This window comes from Synechococcus sp. RC10A2 (genome assembly GCF_047502605.1).
In genome coordinates this window covers 1-16,918 of record NZ_JANSHP010000057.1, presented here as the reverse complement: position 1 = coordinate 16,918, position 16,918 = coordinate 1, and the positions used below count along the sequence as shown (strand labels likewise).

11 protein-coding genes are annotated in these 16,918 nt (G+C 61.6%); 10 read left to right on the top strand and 1 reads right to left on the bottom strand.

Features of this window, described 5'->3' with window-relative positions; translation table 11 throughout:
- Positions 1–30: 30 nt before the first annotated feature.
- Together uvrC and NW848_RS07445 are read left to right on the top strand one after the other, a co-directional pair.
- Positions 31–1,896 (top strand): excinuclease ABC subunit UvrC, encoded by a 1,866-nt coding sequence (uvrC, locus tag NW848_RS07450; protein ID WP_414508696.1) that lies wholly within the window; start codon positions 31–33, stop codon positions 1,894–1,896.
- An 80-nt stretch (positions 1,897–1,976) separates the two neighbouring features.
- Positions 1,977–3,647 (top strand): NAD+ synthase, encoded by a 1,671-nt coding sequence (locus NW848_RS07445; RefSeq protein ID WP_414508704.1) that lies wholly within the window; start codon positions 1,977–1,979, stop codon positions 3,645–3,647.
- 56 nt (positions 3,648–3,703) lie between these two features.
- Here NW848_RS07445 and NW848_RS07440 read toward each other — a convergent pair whose 3' ends face one another.
- The gene (locus tag NW848_RS07440) at positions 3,704–3,859 is read right to left on the bottom strand and encodes a chlorophyll a/b-binding protein (RefSeq protein ID WP_414395779.1); all 156 of its coding nucleotides are present in this window, start codon (positions 3,857–3,859) and stop codon (positions 3,704–3,706) included.
- Between the two features lie 279 nt (positions 3,860–4,138).
- On the opposite strand from NW848_RS07440, the gene NW848_RS07435 reads away from it, so the two are divergent.
- The 8 genes from NW848_RS07435 to NW848_RS07400 all read left to right on the top strand — a co-directional run bounded on the left by NW848_RS07435 (position 4,139) and on the right by NW848_RS07400 (position 16,861).
- Positions 4,139–4,360: a photosystem I reaction center subunit IV gene (locus tag NW848_RS07435; protein ID WP_011429119.1), complete on the top strand. Its 222-nt coding sequence runs from the start codon at positions 4,139–4,141 to the stop codon at positions 4,358–4,360.
- A gap of 45 nt (positions 4,361–4,405) precedes the next feature.
- Positions 4,406–5,257 carry a DNA-formamidopyrimidine glycosylase gene (locus NW848_RS07430; protein ID WP_414510861.1) on the top strand — a complete coding sequence of 284 codons (852 nt, stop codon included), beginning with the start codon at positions 4,406–4,408 and terminating at the stop codon, positions 5,255–5,257.
- 111 nt (positions 5,258–5,368) lie between these two features.
- Positions 5,369–5,959 (top strand): pentapeptide repeat-containing protein, encoded by a 591-nt coding sequence (locus tag NW848_RS07425; RefSeq protein WP_011429117.1) that lies wholly within the window; start codon positions 5,369–5,371, stop codon positions 5,957–5,959.
- A 97-nt stretch (positions 5,960–6,056) separates the two neighbouring features.
- Entirely contained in the window at positions 6,057–6,653 is a 597-nt protein-coding gene (locus NW848_RS07420) for a response regulator (protein ID WP_414510860.1), read from the top strand.
- 101 nt (positions 6,654–6,754) lie between these two features.
- The gene (hpsA, locus tag NW848_RS07415) at positions 6,755–14,278 is read left to right on the top strand and encodes a hormogonium polysaccharide biosynthesis protein HpsA (protein ID WP_414510859.1); all 7,524 of its coding nucleotides are present in this window, start codon (positions 6,755–6,757) and stop codon (positions 14,276–14,278) included.
- A 57-nt stretch (positions 14,279–14,335) separates the two neighbouring features.
- Positions 14,336–15,085, top strand: a complete 750-nt coding sequence (locus tag NW848_RS07410) for a prepilin-type N-terminal cleavage/methylation domain-containing protein (RefSeq protein WP_414508692.1) — start codon at positions 14,336–14,338, stop codon at positions 15,083–15,085.
- Between the two features lie 70 nt (positions 15,086–15,155).
- Entirely contained in the window at positions 15,156–16,274 is a 1,119-nt protein-coding gene (locus tag NW848_RS07405; protein WP_414508691.1) for a type II secretion system protein J, read from the top strand.
- A gap of 5 nt (positions 16,275–16,279) precedes the next feature.
- Positions 16,280–16,861, top strand: a complete 582-nt coding sequence (locus NW848_RS07400; RefSeq protein ID WP_414508690.1) for a Tfp pilus assembly protein FimT/FimU — start codon at positions 16,280–16,282, stop codon at positions 16,859–16,861.
- The last annotated feature ends 57 nt before the right edge of the window (positions 16,862–16,918 follow it).

The following is a 16,918-nucleotide window of genomic DNA, read 5'->3' as shown; positions in this document are numbered from 1 at the left end:
CCCTGGCTTTGCCTGTTGGAGCGAAGCTGTATGACTGTCCCTCTGATTCAAAACCCTGAGGTTCTAGAAAGCCGCCTTAAGGAGATTCCTGCCGAACCTGGTGTCTATTTGATGCGGGATGCCACCGACCAGATTCTCTATGTGGGCAAATCCAAAAAGTTGCGATCTCGCGTGCGATCCTATTTTCGCTTTACCGGCGACCTGTCTCCTCGTATTCAGCGCATGGTAGTTCAGGTTTGCGAGATCGAGTTTATCGTCACTGATAACGAAAGCGAAGCTCTAGCCCTGGAAGACAATCTCATTAAAACCTATCAGCCGCCCTACAATGTTCTCCTCAAAGAGGATAAAAAATACCCCTATTTGTGCATTACGTGGTCAGAGCCTTACCCGCAGATTTACATTACCCGCCACCGCCGTCTCAACCAAAATCAAGATAAGTACTACGGGCCCTATACCGATGTGGGCCTGCTGCGTTACACCCTCGGTCTGGTAAAGCGCATTTTTCCCTTGCGCCAGCGCCCCAAGCCGCTTTACAAGGACCGCCCCTGTTTGAACTATGACATCGGGCGTTGCCCTGGTGTCTGTCAGGGCTTGATTAGCCCGGAAGCGTATCGCAAGACCGTTGCTCAAGTGGCGATGATCTTCCAAGGCCAGACGGACGAGCTTATCCGTGAGTTGAAGGAGAAAATGGCCCAGGCAGCGCAGCAAGAAAACTATGAGGCGGCGGCGCGCTATCGGGATCAAATCCGCGGCCTAGAGCAACTGGGCCAATCCCAGAAGGTCTCTTTGCCCAACTCTACCGCCAGCCGCGATGCCATAGCTTTGGCCATGAACGACTCGCGGGCTTGCATCCAGTTGTTTCAGGTGCGGGCGGGCAAGTTGGTGGGACGGCTAGGGTTTGTGGCCGAAAACCGCGGCGACGACCCGGCTCTTATTTTGCAGCGGGTTTTGCAGGAACATTACCAATATTGCGACCCGGTGGAAATTCCCTCAGAGATTTTGACCCAGTATGAGTTGCCGGATCGCGATTTTTTGGAATCTTGGCTGAGCCAGAAAAAGGGGCGCAAGGTCAGCCTCCTTGCCCCGCAGCGGCAGAGCAAAGCCGAGCTAATCGAACTGGTGGAGCGGAACGCCCAGCTAGAGCTAGCCCGCAGCCAGCGCTTGGCAGACCGGGAGGCAGCAGCCCTGGAGCGCTTGGCAGAAGTTTTGGATCTGCCGTCAGCCCCCCGCCGCCTGGAAGCCTACGATATTTCCCACATTCAGGGATCCGATGCGGTGGGCAGCCAGGTGGTGTTTATCGACGGCCTGCCAGCCAAGCAGCACTACCGCCGCTACAAGATTCGCAACCCCGAGGTGCGTCCTGGCCACTCCGACGATTTTGCCAGCCATGCCGAGGTGGCGCGGCGTCGCTTTAGCAAAATGACCCCTGAGGATCAGCCGGACTTGGTGCTCATCGACGGGGGCAAAGGGCAACTGGCTGCAGTGATGGCTGTTCTGGCGGAGCTGGGGCTGGATCACCTGCCGGTCATTGCCTTGGCCAAGCGGGAGGAGGAAATCTTTCGGCCTGGGGATCCCGAGCCGCTGCGGCTGCCACCCCAAGATCCAGCTCGCCTGCTATTGCAGCGCCTACGGGATGAGGCCCACCGCTTTGCCCTTGCCTACCATCGCCAGCAGCGGAAACTGCGCCAACAGGCTTCTGTTTTGGAGGAGATCCCTGGCCTAGGCAAGCAGCGCCAAAAGCTGCTCATGGAGGCGTTTCGCTCCCTTGCCCGCATCCAGATGGCTACTGAGGAGCAGTTGGCCCAAGTACCTGGCATTGGCCCCAAGCTGGCCCGCCAGATCTACCGCTACTTCCATCCAGAAGCCGAAACAGAGTTGCCAGCAACAGCGGAGTAGCCGACCCGCCTGTGGGCAAGCCGAACGACCTGAGCTGGCCTATCATCGTGGAGTCCGCCATTCTCGGCCAAGGGGGCCAAGTGAAGGTAGCGCTGTTGCAACTCAACTATACCGTTGGCGATCTCAGCGGCAATGCCGAGCGCATCCGTGCGGCGGTCGAGGCGGTGGCAGCGGCAGGAGCGGAGCTGGCCATTACTTCTGAGCTGGCCTTGTTGGGGTACCCGCCCCGGGACCTGCTGCTCTACCCTGCTCTAGTCGAGAGGGCAGGCCAAGTTTTGCAGCAGTTGGCTGACCGGCTGCGGGATAGCATTCCGGTGGTGGTGGGATCCGTGCAGCCCAACCCCCTGCCGGAGGGGCGGCCTCTCTACAACGCCGCGGCCTGGCTAGAGGGGGGGCAGATCCGCCACTGGTTCCAGAAGTCGCTTTTGCCCACCTACGATGTCTTCGACGAAGACCGCTACTTTGAGCCGGGATCCCAGCCCCAGCCCGTCCAGTACGGCGGCTATCGCCTGGGTTTCACCATCTGTGAAGACATCTGGAACGACCGCGACTTCTGGCAGCACCGCCGCTACCACCGGGATCCGGTAGACGAGATGGCCCGCTGCGGCGCCGATTTGCTCATCAATCTATCGGCCTCGCCTTTTAGCCTGGGCAAGCAGAAATTGCGGGTGGAGATGCTGGGATCCCTGGCCCGCAAGCACGCCCTGCCCATCCTCTATGTCAACCAGGTGGGGGGCAACGACGACCTCATTTTCGACGGGGCCAGTTGCGCCCTAGACTGCCGGGGCCGGGTGGTGGCCCAAGCCGCTGCCTTTCAGCCGGACTGCCTGATGGTAGATGTGGAGGCGCTGGTTCACCCTCCTGAGGAAGGCCCGGAAGTTCAGGGATCCCGCTGGCCAACGGAGCCGGAAGCGGAGCTCTACGAGGCGCTGGTCTTGGGCACCCGCGACTACGTCAGCAAATGCGGCTTTCGCGAGGTGTTGCTGGGCCTGTCGGGGGGGATTGACTCAGCGGTAACTGCCGTCATTGCCGCCGACGCCCTAGGTCCAGAGCGGGTGCTGGGGGTGCTCATGCCCTCTCCCTATTCCAGCCCAGGCAGCCTGACGGACGCCTACCAACTGGCGCAGAACCTGGGGATCCCTACCCTGAAGCTGCCCATCCAGTCGATTATGGAGAGCTACCAGCACCTCCTGGCTGAGCCCTTCGCCGGCCTGCCCTCTGACATCACGGAAGAGAACCTGCAGTCGCGCATTCGCGGCACCTTGCTCATGGCCCTCTCCAACAAGTTTGGCCGGCTGCTCTTGACCACGGGCAACAAGTCGGAGCTGGCGGTAGGCTACTGCACCATCTACGGGGATATGTCCGGCGGCCTGGCCGTGATTTCCGATGTGCCCAAAACCTGGGTCTACCGCCTGGCCCGCTGGATCAACCGCCACCAGGAACGGATTCCCCTCCCCATCCTCACCAAGCCCCCCTCAGCAGAGCTGCGACCTGGCCAGAAAGATAGCGATAGCCTGCCTCCCTACGACTTGCTGGACGCTATCCTCCAGCGGCACATCGAACAGCACCAGTCGGCCGCTGAGCTGGTGGCCCAGGGGTTTGAACCTGACACGGTGCAGCAGGTGCTGCGGCTGGTGCAGAATGCTGAGTTCAAGCGCCACCAGGCTCCCCCTGGCCTGCGGGTTACCGATCGAGCCTTTGGCACCGGCTGGCGCATGCCGATTGCCAAGCGCCAAGAAGGGATCAGCTAAAGAACAAAGAGCCTGCTCCACGGCAGGCTTGATCTGGTGCTAGGGCCTGAGGGGGATCACTGAATTAGACCTAGCCAGGAGGCGACGCCTTGGCCCGTTACCGCTTCAATAACGATGGCCAGCACAAAGCCAATCATGGCTGCGCGGCCGTTGAGGCGCTCGGCGTACTCGTTAAAGCCAAACTTGGGCTCAGACAAGTTGGGGTTGGACATGGAAACCTCCAGTTAGGGCTTGGGAAGGGCTACAAGAGGAGCACCTGCCCTTCAGTATAGTTTGCATTTCTTCACATCGCAACACCAGCCGCTTCCGACGGCAGCAGGGGAGTGGCAGCCTTGGGGGCTGGGCTTTGCCCTAACGCAGGGGCGGCACCAGCGTCCAGAAGATTCCCACCTGCAGGGAAGCCACAGGGATCCCCGTTACAAAAATTCGGAAATCGCAGCCTTCTCACGGACTAGGGTAATCTGAAGGGCAGGTCAATGGAGAGAACCTCTATGGCGATTCAGCGTGGTGCCAAAGTCCGGGTGTTGCGGAAAGAATCCTACTGGTATCGGGATGTGGGAACGGTTGCGGCGGTGGATACCAGCGGCATTCTCTACCCGGTGATCGTCCGCTTCGACAAGATCAACTACTACAACATCAACACCAACAACTTCCGCGAAGATGAGCTGGAAGTGGTGGAGGAGCCCAAGCCCAAAGCCAAAGCTTCCAGCTAAGGCTGCCCCTGCCAACTCAACCAAGCTCTTTGGCTTCCTCTTCCTGTGCCCGAGCTGCCGGAAGTTGAAACCGTCAGGCGGGATCTGCAGCGCCTCACCCTCGGTCTGTGCATCCTGGCGGTGGAGGTGCTTCTCCCTCGCACCGTGGCCTACCCCGGCAAAGACGAGTTTGCGCAGGGGCTGGCAGGCAGCTGTTTGACCCAGTGGCAGCGGCGAGGCAAATATCTTCTGGGATCCCTGGACTCTGGAGCGGTTCTGGGCGTGCATCTGCGCATGACCGGGCAACTGCTCTGGGTTCAGGGATCCGCGCCTTTGCCGATCCACACTCGCGTCCGGCTGCATTTGGAGCAGGGGTGGGAGCTGCGCTTTGTGGATCCGCGCACCTTTGGCCAGATGTGGCTGGTGCCCGCCGGGGTGGAGCCGGAGGCGGTGATCACGGCTTTGCAGAGGCTGGGGCCAGAGCCGTTTTCGCCCGCCTTTTCAGAAACCTATTTCCAAGCCGCCTTGCGGAAAAGCCGCCGCCCCATCAAAGCCGCCCTGCTGGATCAGTCGCTGCTAGCGGGAGTGGGCAACATCTACGCCGACGAAGCCCTGTTTTTGAGCGGCATCCACCCCTTGACACCTGCCTCGCAGCTTTCCGACGCTGCCAAGAGCCGCCTGCGAGAAGCCTTGATCCGGGTGTTGCAAGCGGGGCTGGAGCAGCGGGGCACCACCCTGCGCGATTACCGGGATCTGCGTGGGCTCAACGGCAACTACCAGGGGCAGGCGTGGGTGTACGGTCGAGAAGGGGATCCCTGTCGCCTCTGTGGCACCCCCATTCAGCGGAGTAAGCTCTCGGGCCGCTCGGCCCACTTTTGCCCCCGCTGCCAGCCGCCTCCAGGCCGGGTTGAGACTTGATGGCGTATCTCCCGCCAACGGCTATAGTTCTAGGTTGATCTCCAGCTCCCCTCTCCCTCTGGGAGAGGGGCCGGGGGTGAGGGTCAGCCAGGAGGGATCCCCGTGAAAAAAATGGCATGGTCCCAGTGCTGGGTCGGTCTCCTCGGCGGGGTGGTCGGGATCGCGGCACTTCCTGTTTTTGCCCAACTGGAGCTGGATGCCCAACTGGGCCGATCCCAGGTTGTTGCCCCCAGCAAAGATTGCCCCGCCTGCGATCTGACGGGAGCCGAGCTGCCGGGAGTGGATTTGAGCGGCGCCAACCTGAAAGAAGCCATCCTCAGGCAGGCCAACCTGCAAGCTGCCGACCTCTCTCAGGCGATCCTCAACTTGGCCGATTTGCGCGGCGCCAACTTGCGCGGCTCGGATCAGGGCGGGGCCTTTCTGTGGGAAGCCGATCTCAGCCAGACCAACCTGCAGCAGACCAATCTCACCGGCGCCAACCTGCAGGTGGCCAACCTCAGCGGCGCCGACTTGCGCGGGGCCGTCCTCGTCGGTGCCGACCTCACAGGAGCCAACCTGCGCCAGGCCGATCTGCGCGGGGCCGACCTGCGCGGCGCTTTTTTGGAAGCAGCCGATCTGACAGGCGCCCTCTACAACGCCCAAACCCAACTGGATCCCACCCTGAACCCCGGCGCCCGCGGCATGGTCTTTGTGAAAAACTAGCTCCCCTGTCCCTGAGGGAGAGGGGCTGGGGGTGAGGGCTAGCTCCCTCTTTTGGGCAGATTAAGCTTAGCCCTCTCATAGGCCGGGATCCCCTGCCATGAGTTCCCCTGTCCGGGTTCTGATTGCCGACGACCATCCCCTGTTTCGGCTGGGGCTAAAGTTTGCCCTGCAAGCGCAAGGATTTGAGGTGGTGGCCGAAGCCGAGACGGGATCCCAGGCCGTTGAGTACTGCCGCCGTTGCCCCGTCGAGGTGGCCCTTTTGGATGTGCGCATGCCGGATGGAGACGGGATCCTGGCCTGCCAGCAGATTGTCGAGCTGGGCCTGCCGGTGGTGGTGGTGATGATGACCACCTTTCAGGAGCCGGGTCTGATTGAGGCAGCCCGCCGCGCCGGGGCCAAAGGCTACCTTTCCAAAGAAACCGACCCAGCGGAGCTGGCCCGCGTCATTCGCCAGATCTTGGCCAACCCCGACCGAGACTGGCTGCCCGCCCCCAAAGAACTGCCCAAGCTCACCCCCCGCGAGCTGTGTGTGCTGCAACTGATGAAGGAGGGCCTGGCCAACAAGCAGATTGCCCGCCGCCTCGGCCTCAGCATCGAAACCGTGAAAGAGTACGCCAGCGCTGTCTACCGGAAGTTGGACGCCACCGACCGCGTCACTGCCCTGCTCAAGGCGCAGCAACTGGGGATTCTGTAAAAAACAGGCTGGCACCTCCCCCCAGAGGTGGGGATGGCTGAGACTCGGGATCCCTTGCATACTGTTGCTATCTTGGCACTCGCCTACTCCGGGATACAGCCATGTCTGCTCCTTCCCCGCTGTTGCTCAAACTCGTCCTGCGCTTGCTCAGCTCTCTGAAGATCCCGGTGGATCGGCGCAGGATCCGCGAGCGCGGCTTTGTGCTGCCGGTCGCCATCTTAATTGTGCTGGTGTTGAGCTTGGTCACGGTGGGCCTGCTGACCCGCTCCACCCAGCGCAACATCCAAACCCAGGTGGAACGGGCGGGGCAGACGGTTAGCCGGCAACTGAACGCCGCCATCGACCGGGCACGGGCCAAGATCGACTACCTGATACGCGATCCCCGCCTGCCCGCAAGCAACCCCACCGATGCCCAATTGGTTGAGGCTTTGATTAACGATGGGGCGGGAGAGCTGATCCCGCGGGATGAGAACGATCCCTACATCCTCCCCGATGAAACCCAGTTCGTAATTACAACCAACATCGAGGTAGAGGATCCCAACAACCCCGGGCAAACCCTGCCCGTGCCGGTGCGGGCGCCGGCCTGGTGGTTTTTGGTGGACACCGACAACAACGGCGTCAACGACTCCGTAACTGCCTACACCATTCTCAACACCCGTCGGGCCGGCGGCAGGGACTTTGAGGACAGCCGGCTAACGGATACGGAGCGGGCGCGGCGCCTGATGATCCGCAGTGGCCCCCTGCAGGGCTCGGCCTTGGCTGGCTGCAACGATAACCCCCTTCAGCAGACGATCAACCCCAACGTGGGAGACTGGTTCCAGGTGGGATCGGCGCTGTACAAGCCTTTCCAGGTCTTCGCGGTCACCTTGCCCATTCAAGGGGCCGACTCCACCACCCGCGCCATCTCGGCTTTGCAATTCCAGCAGGATCGCAAGCGCGATCTGCTCAACAAGTGGGGGGCCTTCAGCCGCGGCGACCTAGAGTTTTTCTTCACTCCCGGCTACAACTGGAACGGCGCCATCTACGCCGGCGGCAGCCTCTTTTTCCGCTATGCCCCCAACAACTTGTTCCGGGCTTTCCTGATCAGCTCGCAGGAATCCTGCTTCTACATGCCTGCAGATAACTCGGAGATTACGGCCTTCGGGGAGCTGGTGGCAGGAGCCATTGGCTACGCCGGCCAGCAGGTGAGCGACTCTCTCAGTTTCGATGCCCACCCTGGCGTGGCGGATGTGCCGCCCAACGAGCCGCCTCCTAAGCTAAACAACCTGAACTTTGACTCGGTGCAAAACGGGGTAGAGCCGGAAAGTGTGGCCCTGGATCCGCTGGAGCTGCACCTTTTTGGCCGCATCCGCCCCCGAGGGAATTACCAGCAAGACGCAGCGGGATGGGCGGCTTCTCCTCTCAACGCCAAGCGGCGGGAGAACCCCGGACGGATTAAGGCCGGTGGTTTTCAGTCCGGTTCCGACCAGGTCTGCCCTCCCTACGTGGACGATGTCTATCGGGCCGACAACCGTTTTGGGCCCAAGGCCAGCTACGAACGTCCACCCGTAACGCCCGACCCGCAGAACGGTTGCAACGTGCCCACTTTTGCGGAAGAGTTCAACAACGCCAGGGCAGGTGGCCGGATCCCGGATGATGCCAGAAATGAGCTGGGGGAATCCCTCACTGCAGACAACCCACCCCCAGGCGCCCTTTCCGAGGTGGGCTTGGATGGCTATTGGGAGCGGCGGGCCCGTGTGGAGGGCTTGCGGGTGATCGTGGGGCAGCGGCTGGAACTAACCCGCACCGATTCTTTGCCTTTGCCTTTGGTGCCGCCCGGGGATCCCGAGGACCCCGACCCCACCAGGTTACAGGCCATTTTCATCAGCAACGAGGCGCGGCAACGCCTAACGCTACGGGATAACCCAGCGGCGGTGCAGGCCACGGCCGTCTACCACTACAGCCACCGAGATGGGCGCTTTCCCATTGCCTGCTTGGCCACGGTGGCTCACCCCGGCACTCCCTGGAGCTTGCAGCGGGCTTCCACTTTCCGGAACGGCCCCCAAAGCATCAACTTCTTTACCGGCGAGGGCACCAACGTTTGGGAATATGATCCCTCGCCCATGGAAGGGCAGCTACAGCCTGGCACCCCACTGTGGACGGCGCTGACCAACCTGGCCAATTTTGCTGGCGATCCCGATGGGGCCTATCCGCCGCGTCAAGAGGCGGGCCGCATCCACCCGGATCCGTTTATTACGGCTTTTGGCAACTTCTCGGAGCTGCGGCGAATCATTGAAAACCCGACAAACCTCAGCTTGGCGGATCAATCGACACTGCAAACGGCAGGCTGCATGTTGGGCATGCTGGCCGACAACATGCTCCGCATTGAGGCGGCTGCCAATGCCGGGGATCCAGCGGCTCAAACCCTCTGGAACGACATTCAAGCCAGCCGTGCCGGGAACCGAGAGGCGGCCAATCGGTTTTATCTGCCGCTGCGCTACATCTTCCCCACCAGCGACTTTAACCAGGCGGATCCCATAGAGAGCGCGCGGCGAGGCGCCTACTCGTGGCTGCCGCCTGCCACCTACCGGGCGGTAACCGACACCGACCTTGAGCGAGTGGCTCTTCGGCCTCGCCCCACCATCGGCGACTGGCGTTTGCCCCACGCTGCTGCCACTTGCCCCAGCAGCACCCTACTCGGTGGCAGGCACCCCAACAGCAACCAGATGGAGCTGATCCAGGTCGGCGACCAGTGCCATCGCGTGCCCTTCAAAGATTCGGTGTTTTACGATGGCCGCGAGGCGATGGCGGTGCGGGCCCTCAACATCGACCTGGCCCTTTTGACCAACAACGTCAATGGCCAGGCCAACGGGCTGATCAACGGAGATACTTGGCTGCCTGCCGGCGTGCAAGAAGGCCGCGAGGGGGGCATTTTCTACGCCTTCCGGGAAGATGCGGTGCGGGAAGATGCCATCGCCCGCCCGCCCTTGACCAACTTCGGTAGCTATCAAACCGCCTGGCGAGATGCAAATGCTCGCGGCACTCTCCCCTTCATCATGAATGCCGGCCAGCCCGGTCGCAACCAACCGGTCGGCGATCCGCCTGTTTCCAACGAGGGGCTTAGCCCCAAGCCGGTGGACTACTACCCCGATCCGGATCGGCGGCCCTATGGCTTCCGGCTGCGCAACGGGGCAGTGTTGGCGCGGGGTGGGTTCAACCTCGATGAAGCCGTCTTCGGCCTTTCCTTCGTTTCCGACAACCCCGTCTACATCCAGGGGAACTTTAACCTGCACCAGACGAGGGGAGGCGGTCAGCTGGAGGAGTTCACCACTCGCCTCAGATTTGGGGAAAACGGCCTCTACGACAACTTCTACAGGCGGCTCCGGAGGGATGAAGATCGGGGCTTTGCCCGGGCAGCCCAGGATCTCTGGCGGCCCAGCGAGGTCATAGGCGACTCGGTCAATATCCTCTCCGCCGATTTCTGCGACGGCAGCATCGACGACGGCTTTGTCCAGGATGGCACCCTCGATGGCGGCGGCAGCAACTACACCTCCGGCCAAGACTACGCAGGTGGACGGGCCTCGGCCCCTCGCCGCAACGACTACTACGGCTGCAGTGGGCCAAACCTAGGGGCCAACACCTCCTTCCTCAACCAGGCCCTGGTGATCCGGGGCAACAACTGGCCGGGCAACGGTGGCGTCCTGCGCTTCGACAACACAAATGGGGCCCAGAACCTGGGCGACAACACCAACCAGCCCGGCTGGCCGGATGTGTTTGCCCGCGACACCCTCTTTGCCCGCCGCAACAGCACCGATCCCAACTCCAATGAGGCCGACCGGACGGTGGGTCTGGGCGTGCCGGAGGTGCGGCAGTTGCGGGCGCCGGATCGGGAATATGCCAACTTTGGCGTGCGCATCTCGGCCCTGGGCAACCCGGTGCTGGATACCTCCCGTTGGGTGATGGTGGCTCCCCTCGGGCCTTGTCCGAATCCGGGCGGCGCCGGCCTGCTGGCCGAGTATTACAACGGCTGGCTCAGCAGCCCGCAGAACCGGTACAAACGCGACACAGGGTTTGGGGACACCGGAGCCGTAGGCCCCCTGCTTCCAGAAGCCCAAGAGGCCAACCTGCCCTACCTGCGGGCGGTGCGCTGGCCGGATCCGATATTCCCCGTCGACGGGGAACCGATGCCGGACGCCATCGGCCAGTACAACAACCGCTACACCAGCAGTGCGCCCACGTGTAATCCAAATGGGAGCGGTGGGCAGCGCTGGGCCTGCGTGCGCGATGCTATCAGTAATGCGGATGGCACCGTCAATCCGAGCAGCTTTGCCCGCAGCGGCCCTGGTTTCCCCTGGTGGGGCGGCTTCCAGTACCGGTTCGGCGGGAGCAACGATCTGAATTCCAACTCTCCCTTTAAGCGGCGGCTGTATAATAGCACCCCTGCTTGCAACGCCACGCTGATTGATACTATTTTTCAGCCACCCCTCACCATCCTGCAGCCCCTTTGCCGCCTGTCGGTGCCGATTCTCTCGCCGCCGAATCTTTGGGAGCCTCGGCCACCTTTCAACCCGCCTGATCCCAGTCCTGATCGGCGGGATCGCGGCGACTGGTTCTGGATGCCCAGTTGCGGAGAGCCGGACGGCAACAACCGCCTGCCGAACGCGCCCATCGATGCGGATGATATCGGCTATTCCTATAAGCCTGTCGGCAACCCTCGCATTGGATACAGGCTCCTCCCCAACGGAGAAGGAACTAGCGAGCTCGTATTCAACAACCCCAACCAGTTCAACTTCCTGCGCTCCTGCTGGCGGCGCAGAAGCGGTGGATCCGGCAGCGGCAACAACAACGGCAACGACTTCTTCGTCGTTCGCTGGGTAGGGGAGATCTATCCGCGCTGGCCGGGCCTGCAGAGCTACCGCATCCTCGATGCCGATGATGGCGTGCGGTTGATCATCCGGCGCAACCCCGGCTACACTCCTCCCAACCCCGCGGAGCCAGCCACCTTCATCAACCGCGGAGTTTGGAACGGCACTCCCCTCAACCTAGGGCCGGACGCGGCAGGGGCCGAAGCCTGGCAGGATAGCGGCAGCAACATGTTCACCCTGCGCTTGGAGCTGGAGTGCGCGCCTGCAGAAGGGCCTTCTCCTTACCTCGTGGAGATCCAGACCTATGAAAATAGCGGCAACGCTCGCGTGCGCTTTGCCACCCGCGATGGCAGCGAGCTGGAAGACTACGACCTGCGCTACCTGAAGCCGCTGCCGGGGGTGAATAAACCTTGCGAGCCAGATCCGATCAAGGGTAGCCAGCTAGATCAAGATCAAAATCCTGTTCAGCGCTCCTGCGCGGTCAGCCTCAATTGTGATCCCAGGTGGACTGACTGGACGCCCGCTTGTAGAACCGATATTTGTCAACCCACCACCATCCCCCAGACCAAAACAGCCACCTTGCCTGCCGGTTGCTCTGGCACTCCGCCAACGCCGCAAACTCGGACGATCACCTGCTACCCTCAGTACAACTACGGGCCTTGGTCGGATTGGACGCCTCAGTGTACCCAGCAGCAGCAGTGTAGCCGGGCTCCCATTACGCAGAGCCGCAGCCGCACGGTTACGCCGCTGTGTCCCAGCCAAAGCCCCTTTACTGAAACCCAAAACCAAACCATCACTTGCCAACCTCCGGGGGCTACCTGCACCTATACAGACTGGACTCCTGCGTGCACGGTGGCCAACGGCGGCCTGCGGATAACTCAGAGCCGCACTGAGACCTGCACCTCGATTTGCGGGACCACCACCCGGACGCAAACCCAAACGGTTACCTGCCCGAAGACTTGCAACTACAGCGAGTGGAGCCCCTGGTCACCCCCAGATTGCAGCCAGGTTCAGGTTGCCTGCGGCCAAACTAGAACGGTTACCCAAACTCGAACGCGCAACCTGATTGCCAGCACCAGCAGCCCCACCTGTCCAGCAACCGAGACGCAGACGCAAAATCTCACCTGCCAGGGGCCTCCCTGCGGGCCGGCAATTTTTGCCCCAGAAGCTCCCTCCAAGAGCCCTCTGGGCGAGTGGATGGCGGCCAAGCCCAACACGGTGGAGCTGCGACCTGCTCGGGAGGTGCAAGCGGATCCAGAACCCGAGACGGTCAGCGTGCATAGCGTGGCCAAGGCTTCTACTGAAGGCGTGACCATTGCCTTGGAGCCGCAGCTCTCGCCGGTGCTGGAGGTGAAGGCAGGGGTGCCCAAGCCGCCCAAGTGGCCCAGCCCTGCCGAAGCGCTGCAAGCGGCCTTCAATTGGATCTTCGGCGAGCCGGCCTACGCCGCCCGCAACGGCCTGAGGAGCAACGTGTTGCTCAGCGAGATCGCCAACCCCAGCAAAGAGCCGGGCATCCGCCCCGCTGAAAGTGTCGCTCAGCCGATTGCTGGCAACCTGGCTCCAGGCACCGATGACTGGGCGCGGCTACTGCGGCGGAGGTTGCTCAAAGAGGATCAAAGCGTCCGCTGCGACTCTGAAGAAAAAGTTGGCCCCGACGGTGGCTTCTGGGTACCCGGCGTGTTCCGCCCCAACTTCAACGACCGCTTCAAGTACACCGCCTACACCGGTGCCAGCCGCCCCAGCACGTTGCGCACCATCGGAGGTGCTGATCCCACCTTTGAGGATCTCAACGGCAATGGCGCTTGGGATCCAGGCGAGCCGACGAACGTTTTGGATCGGGATCCGCTGTTTGGGTTTGATTTGGATCCCAACAAGCCAGGGCTAGAGATCCAGCCCCAGATGGCGCTCAACCCCTACGCCCGCGTCAACAAAAATGCTGCGGCGCAGGGTTACACCCCCGCATCCAAGTACGCGGACGGCTACTACATCGATCACAGGGGGAGTGAAAACATCCGCAACGGCCTGTGCTTCTACGTCAAGCCCAACGGCAACACCATCCAGGTGCAAATCGACCGGGATGGCGGCGGTGGCAATAACCCTGAGTGGGTAGATGTGGAGCCCTTCACCCTGGATCTGAACAGTCCCACCACCGGCTTTGCCGGCAACAACCCGGTGCTGGGGGTGATCCTGGACGAGGTGACGCGGCGGCCCATTCCCATTCCTCGCTTCCAGGAGCTGGCCTCCACCGATGTGAACCAGCGCCGCCGCAACGACAATGGCAGCCAAAACTGGCAACTGCAGCCGGCCCGAGAAACACGGGTCAACGCGGTGGCCGTTAGCGGTGTCCTCCCGTCGCGGCTGGATCAAACCGCCGGCGGTATGCACAACTTCCTGCGCCTCAACGAGCTGTGGAGAAATACCGACCTCTTCTTCAGCGGCTCGATGATCCAGCTCAACTACAGCACCTATGCCACCGGGCCCTTCCTGCAGCACAGCTTCGAGCCGCCCAACTTGGTGCCGGATCCAACCTTTGTGCGGGGCTTCGACTACTACTTCCCGCCCAATCGCCGCTTCGGCTATGACGTGGGCCTGCAGATTGCCCGCCGCCCTGGCCCGGTGTCGGCCCGCTTCCAGTTCCCCTCCAACGCGCGCACCGAGTTCCTGCGCGAGCTGGATCCACAGGATCCGTATGTGCGGCGGCTGCGCTGCGAGCTTCAGAACCAGCCGGATGTGCCGTTGGATCCGTCTGCCCAGATTGGCGGCTGCAATGAGTTCAACTGATATCAACCCGTTCGGCCAGGGGTAGATTCAAGGTAGGGGCAAAGCAGGGAGGGATCTATGGACAAGGGACGGATTTGGCGGCAACCAGCAGCAGAGGGCTTTACCCTCATCGAGGTGTTGGCTTCGGTGATCATCGTGGCGCTGGCCATGGCTGCTCTTGCCCCTGCCCTTACCTTAGTTGCCTACCGGCGGGCCATGAGCGAGCGGGTGGAGCTGGCCAATCGCCTGGCCCAGGAGGAGGTGGATCGCATCCGCACCCTGGTGGATATCGAGCTGGCTGCTGCTCCAAGGGCTTTTCAGGATCCAGTTCGGTTGGCCCAACTGCCTATGGTAGGAGCCGACCCGCTGGCAGACACCCCACCCCCTGACGAAATGCCCGCCGATGCAAATGCCGGCAACTACATGCACAGAGACAACTATTCTCTTCGCCTGGCCCAAGTTCAAGTGCCGGGGCGGAATCCGGAAGAGTACGTCATCCAAACCTTCCGCGACGCAGGGGCACCTTGCATCGACCGCCGTGAAAACAGGGTCATTGAGGGGGTGCCCTGCAGCTTTCTCATGGGGGTGAGGGTTTACCACCGCTTTTCTTTTGATCCAAACACTCGCCGAGCGCTGCCTGGCTTGAGGGCGGAGGTGGTTTCGGCTAACCAGAACTTGGCCAATGCCAATGTCTGGCTCTTTCCACTAGCCACCTCCTTTGTAGAAGTTAACCCTGCTGCCAACTTGGGAGATGTTTGCCGGCAGATAGCCATTGCCAGCGGCGAGGATCCCAACCAGAGGTGCCGGGCTTTCCCCTTGCCTAACTGACCTGCTGTACCCTGAGGTAGAGCCTAAGTTCCTTCCTGCAAAACCTGTTGAAAGATGGAGGTGTTGGCCTGTGTTGATCTTTCGCCGCCAAGCCAGCAGAGGGTTTACCCTCATTGAGCTGTTGGTCTCACTGCTGGTTGCCTCCATCTTTCTCCTGGCCACCGCGATGATTGTCATCGAGACGATGCGGCTGGATCGGGAGGAGACAGGGCGCACCCAGGTGCAGGCGGAGCTGACCCAAGCCATGGAATATATCCAGCAGGATCTGGCGGAGGCTCTCTACATTTACAACGACACCGAACAACCCAATGGAGACGGGATCCCGGATGTTATCCAGCGGCTTTACACCCCCGGCTGGATCCGCCAACCCGCGGGCGCTATCCCGGTTGTCGCCTTTTGGAAGCTGGAGCCGATCCCGCAAGGATGCTACGCGGGCAACCCCACCTTACAACAGATCCGAGAAGGCCGTGCCACCTTGCCCGCCGAACCACCTCCTGAGTTTCCGCGCACAAACGGTAAAAATGCGGATTGGGAAACCCTTGTCAGCCGCCGCGGCATCTACACCTTGGTTGTGTACTACCTGCGCCGCAACTACAACAACGCTGGCAACTTGGCGGATGGTTCGACAACCCCTTGGGAAGGCAACGCGCGGATCCAGCGTTTTGAGCTGAGACCTTTTGCAAGGCAGGGGAACAACGACTGCGCCGGGCGCAGCCCGTTCTTTGTCGAAGATCCCGATCCTTTCCGAGATGGTTTTCTCGCTTGGCCTTCCGAGCAGGCCCGAGCACGCCAGATCCCGATTGCCGGCAGCACAGATGGCCCCCGCCTGACAACTTTGGTCTCCAACATCTTCAGCAGCCGGGAGGGAAGTCCGCAGGTTGCACCCGCTTGCCCGCAGGGCTATGCCTTTGGCGGCGGCAGACCCAACGGCGTCACCTTCTCGGGGTTGGGAAATAACCAAAACGACGTGGGCTTCTACGTTTGCGTGCGGCAAAGCCCCGGTGCTGACCGACCGCAGGATGTGATCATCAACATCACCGCCACGGCCATGGAGCGGGCCAACCCTGGCCTTTTCCGTCGCTACATCCGAAATGCCACCAGCGTCGATATCTCAGAGGTGTCGCGCTACTTGCTGCCAATGCAAACACGGGTTCCTGCCCGCGGTGTTATCAACCGTCAGCTCTCCTAGGGGGAATGTCCACCATGTTGGCCTTGGAGAAAAAAGCAATTGGCCGAGCTCAGCCGCTTCGATCCCTGGGCTTTACGCTGGTAGAAGTCCTGGCGGTGGTGGTTATTATCGGCATTCTGGCCGTGCTGGCCGTCCCCTCCGGGATCAACATCTGGGCGCGGATCCAACTGGAGGATGCCCAAAACAAGGTGGAGCGCGCCCTGCGCACCGCCCGCACCAACGCCAGAGCTTCTCTCCTGGGCCGAGCTTGGGTGGTGGGGGTGGACAATTCAGAGCCAAACGTGCCGACTCTGGTTATCCAGGATGAGGAGGGCCTCTGCGATGAACCTACCCCCTGTCAGCGGCTACGCCTGAACAATTTTGTAACTGTGGCTAACACCTTCAATGACGGAAGGGCGGTTTTTGAATCCGATGGCCGCGCCCGTCGACTGGGTCGCTTTGTAGTTAGCAGCACCTACTCCCAGGGCGAAAACCGCTGCGTGGTGGTGAGCACCTTGATAGGCACCATCCGCAAGGACAACAATCCGGAGTGTGACAATGTAACCAGCGAGCCAGAGGATGTAACCAGCGAGCCAGAGGAAGGATAGCTGGGCAAGCCTCTAGTCCTGAATTTACTGAACAACATATTGTCTTACGGAACTAAA